The 15,280-nt window shown below is 65.9% G+C and carries 23 protein-coding genes and 1 pseudogene; 15 read left to right on the top strand and 9 right to left on the bottom strand.

Features of this window, described 5'->3' with window-relative positions; translation table 11 throughout:
* The first annotated feature begins 32 nt into the window (after positions 1-32).
* From H1Q64_RS33630 to H1Q64_RS33620, 3 genes are all read left to right on the top strand, one after another.
* Positions 33-431 (top strand): YsnF/AvaK domain-containing protein, encoded by a 399-nt coding sequence (locus H1Q64_RS33630; protein WP_174436320.1) that lies wholly within the window; start codon positions 33-35, stop codon positions 429-431.
* A gap of 37 nt (positions 432-468) precedes the next feature.
* Entirely contained in the window at positions 469-1,230 is a 762-nt protein-coding gene (locus tag H1Q64_RS33625) for a YsnF/AvaK domain-containing protein (protein ID WP_174436319.1), read from the top strand.
* A gap of 513 nt (positions 1,231-1,743) precedes the next feature.
* The gene (locus H1Q64_RS33620) at positions 1,744-2,019 is read left to right on the top strand and encodes a hypothetical protein (protein ID WP_174436318.1); all 276 of its coding nucleotides are present in this window, start codon (positions 1,744-1,746) and stop codon (positions 2,017-2,019) included.
* 60 nt (positions 2,020-2,079) lie between these two features.
* Here H1Q64_RS33620 and H1Q64_RS33615 read toward each other — a convergent pair whose 3' ends face one another.
* Positions 2,080-2,673 (bottom strand): exopolysaccharide biosynthesis protein, encoded by a 594-nt coding sequence (locus H1Q64_RS33615; protein WP_183182277.1) that lies wholly within the window; start codon positions 2,671-2,673, stop codon positions 2,080-2,082.
* Between the two features lie 90 nt (positions 2,674-2,763).
* On the opposite strand from H1Q64_RS33615, the gene H1Q64_RS33610 reads away from it, so the two are divergent.
* Both H1Q64_RS33610 and H1Q64_RS33605 read left to right on the top strand, forming a co-directional pair.
* Complete coding sequence (locus tag H1Q64_RS33610) at positions 2,764-2,919, top strand: hypothetical protein (protein ID WP_174436316.1); 156 nt, start codon at positions 2,764-2,766, stop codon at positions 2,917-2,919.
* A 179-nt stretch (positions 2,920-3,098) separates the two neighbouring features.
* Positions 3,099-4,994 carry a PHA/PHB synthase family protein gene (locus H1Q64_RS33605; protein ID WP_211105293.1) on the top strand — a complete coding sequence of 632 codons (1,896 nt, stop codon included), beginning with the start codon at positions 3,099-3,101 and terminating at the stop codon, positions 4,992-4,994.
* Between the two features lie 35 nt (positions 4,995-5,029).
* Here H1Q64_RS33605 and H1Q64_RS33600 read toward each other — a convergent pair whose 3' ends face one another.
* From H1Q64_RS33600 to ybaL, 3 genes are read right to left on the bottom strand one after another with little or no spacing between them, the layout of a single operon-like run.
* The gene (locus H1Q64_RS33600; RefSeq protein ID WP_174436314.1) at positions 5,030-5,440 is read right to left on the bottom strand and encodes a hypothetical protein; all 411 of its coding nucleotides are present in this window, start codon (positions 5,438-5,440) and stop codon (positions 5,030-5,032) included.
* The gene (locus H1Q64_RS33595) at positions 5,398-5,628 is read right to left on the bottom strand and encodes a hypothetical protein (RefSeq protein WP_174442001.1); all 231 of its coding nucleotides are present in this window, start codon (positions 5,626-5,628) and stop codon (positions 5,398-5,400) included. The genes H1Q64_RS33600 and H1Q64_RS33595 overlap by 43 nt, the downstream gene beginning before the upstream one ends.
* Before the next feature lie 31 nt (positions 5,629-5,659).
* Positions 5,660-7,495: a YbaL family putative K(+) efflux transporter gene (gene ybaL, locus H1Q64_RS33590; RefSeq protein ID WP_174442002.1), complete on the bottom strand. Its 1,836-nt coding sequence runs from the start codon at positions 7,493-7,495 to the stop codon at positions 5,660-5,662.
* A 146-nt stretch (positions 7,496-7,641) separates the two neighbouring features.
* Here ybaL and H1Q64_RS33585 point away from each other — a divergent pair, with 146 nt between their 5' ends.
* Positions 7,642-7,779: a hypothetical protein gene (locus H1Q64_RS33585; protein ID WP_174436312.1), complete on the top strand. Its 138-nt coding sequence runs from the start codon at positions 7,642-7,644 to the stop codon at positions 7,777-7,779.
* A gap of 113 nt (positions 7,780-7,892) precedes the next feature.
* Positions 7,893-8,195: a hypothetical protein gene (locus H1Q64_RS33580; protein WP_174436311.1), complete on the top strand. Its 303-nt coding sequence runs from the start codon at positions 7,893-7,895 to the stop codon at positions 8,193-8,195.
* 39 nt (positions 8,196-8,234) lie between these two features.
* Here H1Q64_RS33580 and H1Q64_RS33575 read toward each other — a convergent pair whose 3' ends face one another.
* The 3 genes from H1Q64_RS33575 to H1Q64_RS33565 form a co-directional block, all read right to left on the bottom strand.
* Positions 8,235-8,477 carry a hypothetical protein gene (locus tag H1Q64_RS33575; protein ID WP_183182275.1) on the bottom strand — a complete coding sequence of 81 codons (243 nt, stop codon included), beginning with the start codon at positions 8,475-8,477 and terminating at the stop codon, positions 8,235-8,237.
* Positions 8,478-8,508: 31 nt separating this feature from the next.
* Positions 8,509-8,652, bottom strand: coding sequence for a hypothetical protein (locus tag H1Q64_RS33570; protein WP_237908317.1), 144 nt, complete (start codon positions 8,650-8,652; stop codon positions 8,509-8,511).
* A gap of 218 nt (positions 8,653-8,870) precedes the next feature.
* Complete coding sequence (locus H1Q64_RS33565; RefSeq protein ID WP_174436308.1) at positions 8,871-9,389, bottom strand: DUF2147 domain-containing protein; 519 nt, start codon at positions 9,387-9,389, stop codon at positions 8,871-8,873.
* 676 nt (positions 9,390-10,065) lie between these two features.
* Here H1Q64_RS33565 and H1Q64_RS33560 point away from each other — a divergent pair.
* The 7 genes from H1Q64_RS33560 (at position 10,066) to H1Q64_RS33530 (ending at position 13,591) form a co-directional block, all read left to right on the top strand.
* A complete protein-coding gene (locus H1Q64_RS33560) occupies positions 10,066-10,344 on the top strand; it encodes a CBS domain-containing protein (RefSeq protein WP_237908316.1) in 279 nt (92 codons plus the stop codon).
* Positions 10,345-10,485: a hypothetical protein gene (locus H1Q64_RS33555; RefSeq protein WP_237908315.1), complete on the top strand. Its 141-nt coding sequence runs from the start codon at positions 10,345-10,347 to the stop codon at positions 10,483-10,485.
* A 57-nt stretch (positions 10,486-10,542) separates the two neighbouring features.
* On the top strand, positions 10,543-10,920 hold the full coding sequence (locus H1Q64_RS33550; RefSeq protein WP_174436306.1) for a hypothetical protein: 378 nt from the start codon (positions 10,543-10,545) through the stop codon (positions 10,918-10,920).
* A gap of 280 nt (positions 10,921-11,200) precedes the next feature.
* Positions 11,201-11,734 (top strand): pentapeptide repeat-containing protein, encoded by a 534-nt coding sequence (locus H1Q64_RS33545; protein ID WP_237908314.1) that lies wholly within the window; start codon positions 11,201-11,203, stop codon positions 11,732-11,734.
* Between the two features lie 3 nt (positions 11,735-11,737).
* Complete coding sequence (locus H1Q64_RS33540) at positions 11,738-12,070, top strand: hypothetical protein (protein ID WP_174436304.1); 333 nt, start codon at positions 11,738-11,740, stop codon at positions 12,068-12,070.
* The gene (locus tag H1Q64_RS33535; RefSeq protein WP_174436303.1) at positions 12,067-12,264 is read left to right on the top strand and encodes a hypothetical protein; all 198 of its coding nucleotides are present in this window, start codon (positions 12,067-12,069) and stop codon (positions 12,262-12,264) included. The genes H1Q64_RS33540 and H1Q64_RS33535 overlap by 4 nt, the downstream gene beginning before the upstream one ends.
* A gap of 175 nt (positions 12,265-12,439) precedes the next feature.
* Positions 12,440-13,591 carry a sensor histidine kinase gene (locus H1Q64_RS33530; RefSeq protein ID WP_237908313.1) on the top strand — a complete coding sequence of 384 codons (1,152 nt, stop codon included), beginning with the start codon at positions 12,440-12,442 and terminating at the stop codon, positions 13,589-13,591.
* A gap of 66 nt (positions 13,592-13,657) precedes the next feature.
* Here H1Q64_RS33530 and H1Q64_RS33525 read toward each other — a convergent pair whose 3' ends face one another.
* Positions 13,658-14,047: a response regulator gene (locus H1Q64_RS33525; RefSeq protein WP_237908312.1), complete on the bottom strand. Its 390-nt coding sequence runs from the start codon at positions 14,045-14,047 to the stop codon at positions 13,658-13,660.
* Between the two features lie 649 nt (positions 14,048-14,696).
* Positions 14,697-14,906 carry a cold-shock protein gene (locus H1Q64_RS33520; RefSeq protein WP_237908311.1) on the bottom strand — a complete coding sequence of 70 codons (210 nt, stop codon included), beginning with the start codon at positions 14,904-14,906 and terminating at the stop codon, positions 14,697-14,699.
* Positions 14,907-15,101: 195 nt separating this feature from the next.
* Here H1Q64_RS33520 and H1Q64_RS33515 point away from each other — a divergent pair.
* Positions 15,102-15,271, top strand: a pseudogene (locus H1Q64_RS33515) (arsenical-resistance protein); the annotation flags it as partial.
* Between the last annotated feature and the right edge of the window lie 9 nt (positions 15,272-15,280).

Genomic DNA, 15,280 nt, shown 5'->3' with positions numbered 1-15,280 from the left:
ATGCCACCCCATCCAGCGGCAGGAGGACCCCCGTGAAGGCGCCCATCAACGAACAGAACACGCTTCCGGTGGTCGAGGAGCAGGTGAGCATCCGCAAGCGTGAGCGGGTCACGGAAACGCTCCAGGCCCACACCGTCACCCACGAGCATGAGCAGCCGGTCGAAGCCGACCTGTCGGTGCAGACCATCCGGATCGAGCGGGTGCCGTGCGACCGGTTCGTCGATCACCCGATCGCCGACCGCCAGGAGGGCGACACGACCATCATCTCGGTCGTCGAGGAGGTCGCGACCGTGACCTTGCGGCTGAAGCTGGTGGAGGAGGTGCGCATCACCCGCGACACCGCCACCCGCCGGTTCGACGACACGGTCACGGTTCGCCGCCAAGACATCATCATCGAACGGATGCACCCCCCGCCCGACACCGAGGTCTGACCGGCCTCGCCATCATCTGACTTCAACGGAGACCATCATGAGCACCATCGTCGTAGGACTGTACAAGGAGCCGCGCGCCGCCCAGAAGGCCTTCCAGGCCCTCATTGCGGCCGGTTGCCGGGAGAAGGACATCGACACCTTCGACGGAGCCGGCAACGCCGACAAGGCGACACAGGAGTTGCTGGGCCACGGCTTCACCAAGGACATCGCGCAGCGGTACGCCGCCGCGATCAAGCAGGGCCACACCCTGGTGGCGGCCGACATCGCCGATCAGGACGCGGATGCCGCGGAGGCCATTCTTGACGAGAACGGCGCCATCGACCTGCCCGACGCCTCCTCGCATCAGTCGAAAAAAACGGCGAAGGCGGACAGCGGAAAGACGGATAAAGGAACGGTGGGCAGCGGCACGGACATGGAGGAGGAGACCGTTCCCGTGGTCGAAGAGCAGGTGGAGATCGGCAAGCGCCGTGTCAGCAAAGGCGGGGTGCAGGTCACGACGGAGGTGACCGAGACGCCGGTTCGGGAGACCGTCCGGCTGCGCGAGGAAAAGGTGGATGTCGAACGTCACAAGGCCGACCGGGCTCTCGGCGCCCGTGAGGCGGACGCCGCCTTCGAGGAGAAGACCGTCGAGATGACGGCCACCTCCGAGACGCCGGAGGTGACCAAGGAGGCGCGCGTGGTCGAGGAAGTCGTGCTGTCCAAGAAGGCGACCGAGCACGACAAGACCGTGGAAGCCTCGGCGCGGCGCACCGATGTGAAGGTCAAGCCCACCGGCGACCGCCCCGCCACCAAGCGCTGACCCCAAGCGCCAATTGTTGCCAGCGAACGCCTGCTCCCCGAAGGAGCAGGCGCCTTGGGCCGGCTCAATCCGGTGGGGTGAAGCCGACTGGCCCCAGCTGCGGTCACCGCTCCCGTCGCCGAATTTCAGAAAAATTGCCGCGTTTCCGAGTCTGTCTGCAGAAACAAAGTGGCATGTCCCGAATTTTCGTCCGCAATCTCACCAAAGCTTCGCGGCATTGCTTATATGAAAATACCGAAGCGGCGACTTAGGAAAATTTCATCGCTGCGGATCGGAGGACATGATGATTGACGATCTCATTAATAATATTTTGCATGAAGACCAGAAATCGGTCGCGATTCCGGACGGCGCTGCGAGGGGCGAGGGCCGTCCGGCGGTTCCCTCCATCGAACGGCGGTCCAGGGCGGACGACAACGGGTCTTGGAACGCCGCCATGTCGGAAGGTTGGCCCTCGTCGCCTCCCGCATCTCCTCCCCCTTCGCACCACGCCGATCAAGCCCCAGGAGACGTCCGATGCTCACACGCACCAGCCGCAGAACGGTGACCTTCTCGCACCCCTTCCTATTGGAGGGGATCGACGGCGTGCAGCCGGCGGGAGCCTACATTGTTGAAACCGACGAGGAGCTGGTCGACGGCTTGTCCTTCCCAGCCTATCGGCGTGTCGCGACGGTGATCCTGCTTCCGGTGCGCGCCGGCGGAATGACCCTCGCCCAGGCCATCACGGTCGCCCCCCTGGACTTGGAACGAGCCGAGCAGGCCGACGCGGCCATGGCTGAGACGACCGCATAGGGGACGCCGCGGGCATGATGCGCGGGATGATCCTTCGGCCCGGTCGGGAGCGGGGATCTCCTACAGCACGCTCGGCAGCCAACCGGCCGCGCTCATCGCCTGCCAGGCCGCTCCCGCGGCGATCACGGACAGAAGGAGCGTGCCGACCAGCGCGACGCAGAGCAGCGCGCCGTCCTCCTCCAGATAGGCGAAGGCGATCAGAACGATGAGCAGCGCCGGGGGAAGGTTGCTCAAGGGGACAGGGATGAGGAGGCTCGCGCCGAGCAGCAGGACGACACCGCCGACCACCCGCTTGGTTGCCGTGAACGGGGTGGCCCAGCGCGGGCGGATGAAGCGTTCCAGGTAGCGCAACACCGGGACGGTCCGGCCGATGATCGCGGCCAGCCGGCGGGTCTCGACATGGCGGCTGGCGATGCGGCGGGGAAAGGCGGGACCGGGACGATCCAGGATCATCTGGAACGCGACGATGGTGAGCAGCACGCCGGCCATGGCCGACACGCCCGGAAGCACGCCGACGAGCGCGAGGAGAAGGAGGATGACACCGAAGGAACGGAGGCCGAGCCTTCCGATGAGCCAGTCCAGCGTCACATGCTCCGCGGGCGCTTCGCCGAGAACCCCGTTCAGCACCACGGATGTGGGCGCACGCGCGATCATGAGAATGCCCCTTGGACGGTCGACCCCTCGGGAGATGGGGACGGGCAAGCGGCTCGGAAGGGTGAAACGTGCGGGGTGGGGGGAGAGGCCATGAACCAATCACAGGCGGGCCTGTTCATCGCCGCCGCCTCGGTCATCGCGGTTTCCGTCGCCCTGTACCGGCGCGGCCGCCTCAGCGAGGCCGGGTTGGGCGGCGTGCTGATCGGCATCGCCGCCGTGGTGGCGTGGATGCTCGCCAGTCCGTGACGGGTTCCCCGGGCGTTGGACCGGGCGTTGGGCCAAACGAACGAAAGGCTTTTCCCATGGGCACTGACAGAGGAACGGAACATCGCCGCCGACGCGACCAATCCCGTGGAGACGGCGAAGCCACAAAGCGGAAGACCGGCACGGACGACAATCACGACCGGCTGTCCATGAGACCCGACATGGCGCTGGGACTCTGGACATCCTGGCTGGAGGCCAACGTCGGGGCCGTCCGCGATTGGAGCGGAGCCGTCAGGCCATGGTGGCAGGTTTCGCCCAACGATCTCACCGGCACCCTGCTGGACGCCGGAACCCGGCGGCTCAACGACGTCCTCGCCAACGACCCGGTGCTTCGGTCCATCGATGGCCTGTGGAACGCCAATCCCTTCCGCACCATCGTGCCGGTCGACTGGGCGGAGGTCGCCCACGCGCTCCGGACCGTGTGGATGCAGTCGCTCAGCCGCCCGGACAGGACCTTCCGCAGGGCCGCCGATGCCCAGGCGGGCGTCTGGACGTCCGCGATGGAGGCCTGGAACGACGCAGGCCGCCGCTGGTGGGGGCTGGCCGACGGCAAAGGGACGGACACCGCCGGATCGGGTTCGGCGCCCCACGGCGACAAGCGCTTCGCCGCACCGGAATGGCACACCAACCCGGCCTACCGGACGCTCAAGGAGGTGTACCTGCTGGCCTCCGACTGGCTGCTGGAGCAGGGCGAGCAGGCCGACGGCCTCGACGACGCCGAACGGCGGCGGCTGACCTTCCATCTCCGCCAGTTCGTCGACGCCATGAGCCCGACGCTTTTGCTGTTCTCCAACCCGGCCGCCTTGCGCCGGGTGTTGGAAACCGGTGGCGTCAGCCTGGCCGACGGCGCGCGCAACCTGCTCTCGGACCTGCGGGAGGGCCGCCTCAGCATGGTGGACGCCACCGCCTTCGAACCGGGGCGCAATCTGGCGACGACCCCCGGCAAGATCGTCCACCGCAACCGGCTGATCGAGCTGATCCAGTATCAGCCGGCGGGCGGGGCGGTGCATGCGGTGCCGCTCCTCATCCTGCCGCCGTGGATCAACAAGTACTACATCCTCGACCTCCAGCCGAAGAACTCGATGGTGCGCCATCTGGTCGAGCAAGGTTTCACGGTGTTCGTGGTCTCGTGGAAGAACCCGGACGCCTCGATGGACGGTGTCGGCTTCGAGGACTACATGGACCTCGGCCCGCTGGAGGCCGCCGACGTGGTGCGCGACATCACCGGGGCCACCTCCATCAATGTGATGGGCTACTGCATCGGCGGCACGCTGCTCGCCATTACGCTCGCCTGGCTGGCGGCGAAGCGCGACACCCGGTTTAACGCCGCCACCTTCATGGTGTCGCTCCAGGATTTCTCCCATGTCGGCGACACCGCGGTGTTCATGGGCGAACCGGCGGTGGACTTCATCGAACAGCAGATGATGGAGCGCGGCTACCTCGACAGCCGGGAGATGAGCAACATGTTCAACCTCCTGCGCTCCAACGACCTGATCTGGTCGAACGTCGTCAACAACTACCTGATGGGCAACAAGCCCCCGGCCTTCGATCTTCTGTATTGGAACAGCGACGGCACCCGCATGGCGCGGGCGGCGCACAGCTGGTACCTGCGCAACACCTATGTCGAGAACAACCTGATCGCTCCGGGCAAGGTCAGGCTCAAGGGCGAGGCCATCGACCTCGGGCGCATCCCTCAGGACGTCTACGCGGTCGGCGCGGAGAAGGACCACATCGTGCCCTGGGACTCCGCGTGGCGCGTCACGCAGCTGCTCAAGGGGAGCAAGGTGCGCTACGTGCTGGCGTCCAGCGGGCACATCGCCGGCATCATCAACCCGCCCGGCGGCAAGGGCACCTACTGGACCAACGATGCCGGAGAGCCCGGCGCGACCGCGCAGGCGTGGCGCGGGAAGGCCACCGCGCACAGCGGCAGCTGGTGGACGGACTGGACGTCATGGTTGGCTGAACGGTCGGGTCGAAAGGGAAAGCCGCCGGCGCTGGGCAGCGCGACGCACCCGGCGCTCGCCGACGCGCCCGGAACCTATGTCCTGGAAAAGTAAGCCCGCCCCGCTTCCCCGCGGGCGCGGACGGGTGGTCAGGACCAGAAGCTCATCATCCCCCAGGCGACGAGCGCCGCCGTGAGCAGAAGCAAAAACCAGGGGGTGGCGATGCCCGTGCGGCGGTTCCGGTCGACGACCTCGCCGTTCGGGGCCGTGGCCGACCCCCCTTCCGGCAGTAGCCTCACCAAGCGATCCGCCGTCGCGACGGCGTCCGGGGCTTCGGGTTGTTGGGCCGGAAGTCGGCGGAGGATGACGGCCAACGCCGATGCCGCGGCGTCCCTCGGCAGCGCCGCCAGGCGGGCCGCCTCGGCCCAAGGATCAATGCCGAGCCGCGCGAGCGCGGACAGAACGCTGAGGCGGCTTCCGTTCTCCTCGTCCCACAGCGGGGCGGACAGGAACTCGTTCAGATCGGATTGGTGCAGGGTGTATTCAGGGCGCAACGGCATATCAACCTCCCATTAATTTTATGTTCTGCTCCTGTATATGGCGGCCACTTGGGAAAAATCAGCGGCGCACTGATGAGATTTGTTGAATGATAGGTTTTTAAAGAAATCTCATGGCAGGGATTTTTATAAGGTTCGTCTTCTTGAATGAGGGGCATGGCGTTTATTTTCTCAGCGGTGGATTCGCTCAAAACTCCAAATTTCCCTCCGCTTCGATGTCTGTCAATCGGGTGGCGGGGCCTCGTCGCGGTGCTGGCGCAGTTCCGGCGCCTCGCGCCAAGGCTCGCCGTGCCGCCGCTCGTAGACGCCGCCCTCGCCCGCGACCCGAACCCCCTGGACCACGGCCCGCGCCTTGTCGTCCGAGGAACCGAAACTGCGCAGGGCGTAGTCCATCAGCCCGAAGGCGAGTTCACGCTCCCCCATGATCGCCAGACCCACGCCTTGCCTTTCCAGGTGGGCGACCTCCGCCTCGCTGTGGGTCCGCACCGCCGTGTCGATGGAGGGGTTGATCCGGCGCGCGAGATCGAGGACGCGCCGTGTCTGGTAGCCCTGGGGTGTGGCGACGACGATGAGCCGCGCCCGTCGGGTGCCGGCGGCCTCCAGGACGCCCGGCGTCGTCGCGTCCCCATAGACCGCCGGCACGCCGCGTTTGCGCAACGCCTCGACCCGCCGGCGGCTCTGGTCGATGACCACGATCGGCAGGTTCTGGCTTTTCAAGCCCTTGCCGACGACGCTGCCGACCCGTCCGTAACCGACGATGACCGCATGGTCCCGCGGGCCTTCGTGGGCCGGAGGCAGCACGGACAGTCTGTCGTTTCTCTGGCGTTCGAGACGGCCCAGCATGCCCGGCCTCCGGCGCAGCCAGCCGGAGAGACGGTCGAGGCCGGCGAACACCAACGGGTTGAGCGTGATCGAGAGCAGTGCGCCCGCGAGGATCAGGTCGCGCCCCTCCGGCGGCAGCAGCCCGAGCGTCACCCCGAGGCCGGCCAGGATGAACGAGAACTCGCCGACCTGCGCCAGACTGGCCGACACGGTGAGCGCGGTCGAGGCCGGATAGCCGAACGCCATCACGATGCCGAACGCCACCAGCGTCTTGCCGAGGACGATGACCAGGATGACGGCGAGCACGGCCAACGGCTCATGGACCAGGATCATCGGGTCGAACAGCATGCCGACCGAGACGAAGAACAGCACCGCGAAGGCGTCCTGAAGCGGCAACGCGTCGGCCGCGGCCTGATGGCTGAAATCGCTTTCGCTCAGGACGACGCCGGCGAAGAAGGCTCCCAGCGCGAAGGAGACGCCGAACAGCTCGGACGAGCCGAAGGCGATGCCGAGCGCGGTCGCCAGCACCGAGAGCGTGAACAGCTCGCGCGAGCCGGTCCGGGCGACCTGCATCAGAAGCCACGGGATGGCGCGCGTACCGACCACCAGCACGAGGGCCAGGAACACCGCGACCTTGCCCAGCGTCAGCGCCAGGGTCGCGGCCAGGACGCCGCCGCCGGCTTCGTCCGCCGCGCCGCGCGGCGTACCGCCGAGCACGCCCGCCAGAGCCGGCAACAGCACCAGCGCCAGCACCATGGCGAGATCCTCGACGATGAGCCAGCCGACGGCGATCCGTCCGTTCGGCGAATCCAGGATGTTGCGCTCCTCAAGGGCGCGCAGCAGCACCACGGTGCTGGCGACCGACAGCGCCAACCCGAACACCAGGCCCGCGCCGAACGGCCAGCCCCAGATGTGCGCGACGCCGATGCCGAGCGCCGTCGCCATCACGATCTGGCCGAGGGCGCCGGGGATCGCGATGGCGCGGACGGCGAGCAGATCCTTGATCGAGAAATGGAGGCCGACCCCGAACATCAGGAGGATGACGCCGATCTCGGCAAGCTGGGATGCCAGCCCCTCGTCGGCAACGAAGCCGGGCGTGAAGGGGCCGGCCGCGACACCGGCCAGCAGATAGCCGACAAGGGGAGGCAACCGGAGCTTGCTGGCGAGAAGGCCGCCCAGGAAGGCGAGAACCAAGCCCACGACGATGGTGGCGATGAATGTCGTCTCGTGCGGCATGGCGATCCTTGTCCGGCCCCGGGCGGTGCGATGCATGGCCGTACGGACGGCAGGTGTTCGTCTGCGCCGTCGCCTGTGCCCTCGCGCGTCTCCATGTCCATTGGATGATGATAGAATATGGGCTTCGCTTTGATTTCGATGGCTGGATGGTCATCGACACCACGGTGGTGAACGGCGAACTGGTCTGTGAGGCGGTTCAGCGTGGTTTGTCCTTCGCCGAGGCGGAGTATCTGGCGGAGTGTCTGATGCGGTACGTGACCGATCTTCACGCCAATCGGAACTGAAGACGCCGGGCGGCTGACAAAATGCGCGGGGTCCGGTGCGCACCCTCGCAAGATGGAGGGCGGAGCGCCACATAAGGGAGGGCCGCGGCTCGAACGTTGCCCTTGAGGACACCATGAAGCCCGCCGTCATAGCCCTTTTTCTTTCCTTCGCCATTGGCGTCGTCTCCGCCGCGGCCGGTGAGCGCACCCCCACGCACCTCTTCGCCCCCGGGGATCACGTCGATGCCGCCGGCGTCGTCCGCGACCGGGGAAACCGGCCCATCGGGCGTATCGAGGCGGACATTGATGGAAGCCATGTGCTGCGCGACAACGCCGGACGCCACATCGGCAGCGTCGAGCGCGGCTTCTCCGATGGTGAGCTGGTCATCCGAGACGGCGAGGGACGCCGCCAGGGCACGCTCGAACGCCGGCGGTGACACGGGCCACCTCACGGCCTGCACCGGTTGATCGCCGGATCAGTAGAACACCCCGTCGTCCAGATCCTTTCTGAACGGTCCGCACCAGGCGGAGGGGAGCGACGAATAGTAGACCCGGCAGGTTCGGGTCGGCGCATAGGTCACCGTGATGGTGTGGAACTGGACCGTGCCGCCCCTGACGACCTGGGCCTCGACGCGGTCCTTCATTCTGAAATCGTCCGGGCGGAGCGTGACGTGGGCAACGCACCGTTCGAAGGCTTCCCTCTCGACATTCCTGAGCATGGCGATTCCTCCGGTTCAGGCCACGGGCGGTTCAGGCCACGGGCCCATGAATCAAGACGAAGAGAACGACCGCCAGCACGACGGCGACCGGGATCACCAGCGGCGGCACAAAATACCCCATTGCAGCGCTCCAAAAGGTTGTAGAGCCGGGGGGTGTGGGCGTTTGAAGGATCATGGTCATGCTCCGTATGGTCGGCAGACCGCATCGGGTATGCCCTGGCGGCGTCCTCATCGCCATTGCACCTCCAAACGAGGCTGATCAAGGGACTGCGATGGGCTTCATGGAAGACGTGGTGCTGAAATGAGCTTCGCACCGTGGCAATTCCGGCATATGAACCCATGAGCCACGGAAGAAGGATGAGGGGTGGATAGCGCCCTGTTAAAGAGTAAATCCTATCGGCCGCTGCGACAGTTGTATTCTATATCGTTTGCGGACGAGTTTCTCACCCGTGTCCAAGTTTGGCTTCTGCCGAAGATCGGCAGGCCGATATAGGCGTGAACTTTCAATGTCTGATCCGACAAAGCGGTGATGGTGCCGCGGTAGGTCCGGCCATCCTGCGGGTTGTAGACTGACCCGTCCCACGTATCGGCGCCGGTGGATCTGAGGCCGGTTATGACAACAAGCCCACATATCCGTTGTGCATGCCTGGCAGGATCGGGATTGTTCCGGTCCAGTCGAAGCGATCCACCCGGTTCCGTCGAACTCTCCAACCAGACAATTCGGCCGCAAAGCTGACCAGCGCATTCAGAAATTTTGAGGGCGGCGTCCTTGTCCTCCGTCAGCCAGACACCGTGCAGGTCTGTGGCCGAAACCGCCCCCGACATCGTGGCAAGCACCAGAAATCCTGCCTGCAACGTCACTGAGGACGAAAGAAGCAGAATGCTCAACGCATGGTTCAATGTGCCGATCACCTTCAGCGCCTCTCAGGAACTGGTTGCGCGACGTTGCAGGTTGATGGCGCCTGGATTGCGTTCGGGAGTCTTGCCCCAGTACGGGCCGGGCAACGACGGCATCCATCCAGCAGGCCGCCCGCATCAATCGTTCAAGGCTGATTGCCGCCCTTTTGTACCGGGAATGAGCGGTCGGATGCTCCCGCTTGCTCCATAGTGAGCGCTTGTGCATCACCAATGTTGCCAACAGTCGCATTGGCATCACATCTCGGTTCGAGACAAAGATCCGAGAGCCATTCCAAGCGGGGCTGCACCCTGGACTTCGGACAACTTTGGGAACGGCGGAGCGGGTATGTATTCATAAGCCTGACTCGTTGGAAACGCCGCCTTTTTCAAATTCACAGTGGTCACAGCATCGACGCCGTCGCCCCATGCCGGGGTGAATGGTATTGCGCCGCGTTACAATGCAATAAAGTCATTTGGACTATACTTTGGAGAAGACCCCCTGTATTTTTCCTGGAAATTTGGTTGAAGCACCCCATATCGTTTTTAACTATTTCAGAAGCGCCAAGAAATTGCTGGTGGTTTCCGCCGGAACAGGCCCGCTCGTCCGAAATCCGATGGTCCTGTGAGGCCCCATGGCCGCTATGCCTGTCCATTGAACCCTGCCCATCAAACGCCGTGGAGAAGTCCCGCCATGCCGCGCCGAATCTTCGAAGCGATGCCCGCCACTGACGCGGTGATCCTGCCTCCCTCGGCCACGGTCCACGCCGCGGCGGTGGCGATGAAGGAGCGGCGGCAGTGCGTGGTGCTCGCCATGACCGCCGGCCGGCTGGACGGCATCCTCACCGAGCAGGACGTGGTTCGCCGCGTCGTCGCCGAGCGGCGGGATGCGGAGCGCGTCACCGTAGCCGAAGTCATGACCCGGCATCCGGACACGATCCCCGCCACGGACCTCGCGCTCGCGGGCCTTTAGATGATGGAGGACGGAGGGTACCGGCATTTGCCGGTCGTCCATGACGGGCAGGTCGTCGGGTTGATTTCCTGCGTCGATTTCGTCGGGTCGGAGAAGAGTGAGTTGGAGGCCGAACGCCGATGCTGGGAACGGCTCGGGTGATGGCTCCCGGTCGGACCCGTGCGATGCAGGGTGCTTCCGCATCGAAGGAGGGTGATCATGGATTCGCGCTTCATGGTTTTCGCGGGACCTGCACCCGAGGGTGCCGATGTTCTGCGTGAGCGCCTGCCTTGGACGGTCGCCGAACGACGCTGGCAGGAGCATCGTCGTGTTTTCCGGGACGCCACAACTTTGTTGCCTTCCGGCCAGGCAGCCCTGCGGTGCGGCGCTCAACCGACCCGGTTCAAGGATCCGGCTAGCGGAGGAACCGGAAACCTAGGCACCCCCTTGGGTGTCCAGGTCGGGTCTGCATCGGCCCTGGTGGAAGTGAACGCAACAGAGAAAGATTGCCGATGCAGTTCCAACAACTCCGGGAAAAATCCATCCGCCTTCAGGCAATGGCTTGCCGGGCCAGGATCAGATCTGAAGAACTCCTGAGCGCGGCTGTAGAGGCTCGCATCCGTGCCGATGAAGCAATGGCCAATGGGCGGCAAGCTCGCGACGCCGCACATGAAATCCGCCGAATGAGAGCGGATGCCGCAGGCCGGCCATCGTCGTGAAAAGTCTACCGAAACGGACGCCCAGGAAAAAGCGGCGGATTTTCTGAAGTTGGCCCTTCGCTGAGCTTCCGGTTCCGCTGCGACTCGGCCCCCGTTCACCGAGCCCCCTCGGGCAGGTGCATCCTGGTCCCGACCACACCCGCAGAGAGGACAACATCATGTCGGAGCGTTTCCGCATCTCTGCCAGGCATGAATCCACGCCGGCGGAGAGAGTACGGCCGTCTGCCGAAGCACTCGACGCCGTGTTGGCCGCTCACCGCCTGTGGCTTGAGAGCGTGGGGCAGGAGGGCCGTCAAGCCGACTTGCGCCATGCCGATCTGTCCGGCCGGTCGCTGTGGCGCGCCGACCTGCGCCGGGCGCGGCTCGATGGCTGTGATCTGAGGGGCGCCGACCTCGACCATGTCGACGCTTCGGGCGCGAACTTTGACGGCGCTTGCCTGGAACGGGCCTCGTTGTGGAACGCCCGGCTCGGCGCGGCCCGCCTGTGTCAAGCCGACCTCCGGAATGCGAACCTTGATCATGCCGACCTGTCCGGCGCGGACCTGTCGGACGCGGATTGCACCGAAACCAGTTTGTGGGGAGCGCGGTTGCACGGTGCCGACCTGCGGACCGCAACCGGCCTTATGGGCGATCAGCTCGCCAACGCCCTGGGTGATCCGGACACACGCCTGCCGGACCGGCGGGAGGAGTGAGGCATGGCGCGTGCGCACTATCTCGTCACGCAACGTGGAGCCGGTTGGTTCATTTTTCTGGAGAAGAACCGGTACGGTCCCTTCCCGAGCGGACGGGACGGCGCTCTGACCGCCGCCGTGCAGGCCGCGCATCAAGCCGGCAAGGACGGTCACGACGCCCGTGTGTCGCTGCGCGCCGTGGACGGCATTGCGCGGATCGTCTGGTCCTTCGGGGCTGACGGCTATCCCCCACGCTGGGTGGAGCCATTGCGGATCATGGCGCCGAAACCACGCCCCAAGCGGCCGCGCCCGGCGGTGCTTGCGCCGTGGCGGCGCGAACCAGGAGGAATTCCATGATCGACCGCGAACTTCTGGGACGTTACCAGACGGTGTTCGGCTGCACCTTCGACGTTGCGCTCTGGACGCGACGGCCCGGCGACGGCGTGAACGACATGATGCGCGCCGCACTCGCCGGATATGGCCCACCGGTGACCGACGAGCGCATCGCGTCCCGCGTGCGTGAGCGGTTTGTGTTCCCGGACGTCCCGTAGAGCGGAGCGAACCCATGTCCGTTCCCGTCGGCCCGATGACCGCCAGCCATCGGCACCGTGGTGGTGGAGCCAGGTGCGACACGGGTGACTTCTTGGCGGACGGACGGTGGCCGGACGCGTCGCGGAAACCCGCTCGATCGGCTGAAATTGGGCTTCGCCGTCCGATGCCCGTGCCATGCTGCCGATCATGAACGGCTTCCGGCCAAACCTGCCCGGCACAACGGAGCGCTCCGATGCGGAGCGGCAGGTGGACGCGGTGCAGCGGCAGGGAGGAATCTTCGCCCGGGCGGTTGCGGTCACGCGGATGCCGATGATCGTCACCGATGCAACGCTGCCGGGCAATCCGGTGATCTTCGCCAACGACGCCTTTCTGGACATCTCCGGCTACACCATGGACGAAGTCCTCGGGCAGGAGCCGCATTTCCTGGACGGGCCGGACACCGATCCCGCGACGATCCAACGGTTCAAGGCGGCCCTTGCCGAGCAGCGCGACGAAACGCTGGAAGTCCTGCAGTACCGCAAGGACGGCGGCACACTGTGGGCAGCGCTGTTCGTCGGCGGTTGGGCCGATGCCAGCGGCCGGGTCGTCCACCATTTCCTGTCCTTCCTGGACATCACGCGCCGCCGCGTCGCCGAGGACGAACTGCGGCACCTCACCCGGGACCTGGAGCGGCGCGTGGCCGAGCGGACGCAGGAGTTGACGGCGGCCAACGCGCGCCTGTCCCGCCTTCTGGCGGAGAACGGGGTGCTGCTGCGCGAGGTGGACCACCGGGCCAAGAACAGCCTGGCCATCGCATCGTCGCTGCTGATCACCCAGGCCTACCAGCAAGCGGACCCGACGGTCAGGGCACTCTTCCTGGAAACGCAGGAGCGGCTGGGGGCGATGGCGCAGGCCCACCATCTGCTCAGCAAATCCCGGGACCCCAGCCGGATCGGCCTCGCTCCCTACCTGAGGGATCTCTGCGCGTCCCTGATGACGGCGGCCGGCACGAACACCGGCATCCGGATCGAGGCGCAGGCGGACGAGGACATTCACGTGCCGGCCAACCACGCCATCGCGCTGGGGCTGGTGGTGAACGAACTGGTCACCAACGCCGTGAAGCACGCGTTTCCGTCGTCTCGAACGGGGCACATCAAGGTGACGGCCCGGCGGTCGGGCGCCAGCCATGTGATGCTGCGCGTGCGCGACAACGGAGTGGGTATGTCCGGCGATCGCGAAGGTGCCCTTGGCTATGGGATCGTCCGCTCCCTCGTCGAACAGATCGACGGCGAGATGGACATCGGCCACGATTCCGGTGTCGCCGTGACGGTCACGTTTCCGGGATGACGACACCGCTGCCCGGACCGACGCCGAGGCTCCGGTGAGGAGCACGATCGGCGGGTCCGGCAGGCATCATGCCGGCTCGATCACCCACTGGACGGCGACGACAAGGTCCGCCATCGAAATTGGTTTCACAAGGAGCCGCATGCGACCGGGGTCGCCCCTTTGAATGCTGGCCACGCCGTCCTCCGGCGGCGTCCCGGTCACGACCACGACGGGAAGACCGGGCCGGCCGCCACGCAACCGTTGGATCAGGACCTTCCCGTCCATGATGGGCATCCTGAGATCGGTCAGCAACAGATCGGCCCGGTCCTTGGCATCGGCTTCCAGCGCGTCCCGGCCGTTGTGCGTGACCGTGACACGGAACCCCGCACAGACCAGCGTGTCCTCCATGGCCATGGCCACGACAGCCTCGTCCTCGACCAGAAGGATGTGAACAGGAGGAGTCGACGGCGCGTTCATCCGAAAGCCTTCGTCGTGGCGGCGGGTCCCGTTGGATTGGCACGGCATGCGCCGGCCGGTTTGAGCGGGCCGCACCGGTTTCCGCTCCCCGACCGTCAGGCTTTGCGAACCGACGTCCCGCCGGCCATGTCGTCAAACGGCGGTGACGGGCCGCACCGTGCGTGCCGTGATGTTCCGGTTGATGCACGGGCCTTCGCGGACCGGGTTCGCATCGTAGGGGTTGGCTGTGTCCCGTCTCCAATGGTTGGTCCGGTAAAGCTCCGGAATGGGGCCTGACGACCTTGAGGCCGCCGATCGGCCTGTGGAACCGGCGGTCGCGATCAAAAAACCCCTCGCGCTGCATCTTTCCAGAACCCGCAGGGCGCTCCCGACACCGTTGTCGCGGATCGGACCGCTGTTTCCGGCTGTTCTTGGAGTGGAGGCTGTTCGGCGTGAGACGCGCTCAGCCCAGAGGGTCGAGAGCGATCCGGCGGATCTCGCGCGGGGTGAAACGGGGCCATCCCGGCGCCCATGCCTGGTCAAAGCCGGGGGCGGGCGACCTGGGTGGTCCCGGTCGAAGGAGGTTGGGTGGTCATGAGGGTCCTCCGGCCGATGCGGACAAAGTCCGCCGGCCGTTGCCGTTTCTGTTGAATTTCGGCAGCCTCGGCGCTCAAAGCGCGCGCCGACCCTCGGCCGGAACCTTGCCCCGCCGCGGGTCGCGGACGGCCTCGAACGACAGCTTCTGTCCTTCGTTGAGATGGCCGATGCCGGAACGGTCGACGGCGGAGATGTGGACGAAGACGTTCGCCGAGGCGTCCTCCGGCTGGATGAAGCCGTAGCCCCTGGTGGAGTTGAACCACTTCACGGTGCCGATGGCCATGGGCCTGTTCCCTTGTTTGGTGGTGCCCCGCCCGACATCGGGAGGGGATCAAATTCACTTCGGGAAAAGAGACCCAGACCGGGGGCCGGGGCTGGAGATAACAGGCCCCGGAGCAAGCTTGATGTTTTCCACATGGGAACCGGCACCGGCGTTGGCAAGCAGATCCTGGCCGGTTGTCGGGAGACGGCGGTGCGCCTGTCCGAATGCGCCGCAGCCCCGTCAGCGCTCATCGGCGCCAGCAACGTCTACGAACTTGCCGCGGCGACCGCCATCAGCCTGTTCGAGTTGGCCCCGGCGCCGGGTTGGCCACTGTGACGGGCACGCCGCTTAACGTTCCGGTGATGCTGTCCTCGCAAGGATCGTGACGGCGGTTT

The organism is Azospirillum brasilense (assembly GCF_022023855.1).
GTDB classification, from domain to species: Bacteria; Pseudomonadota; Alphaproteobacteria; order Azospirillales; family Azospirillaceae; genus Azospirillum; species Azospirillum brasilense_F.
The sequence above is the reverse complement of the archived record's forward strand: the minus strand, read 5'-3'. Positions and strand labels throughout refer to the sequence as shown.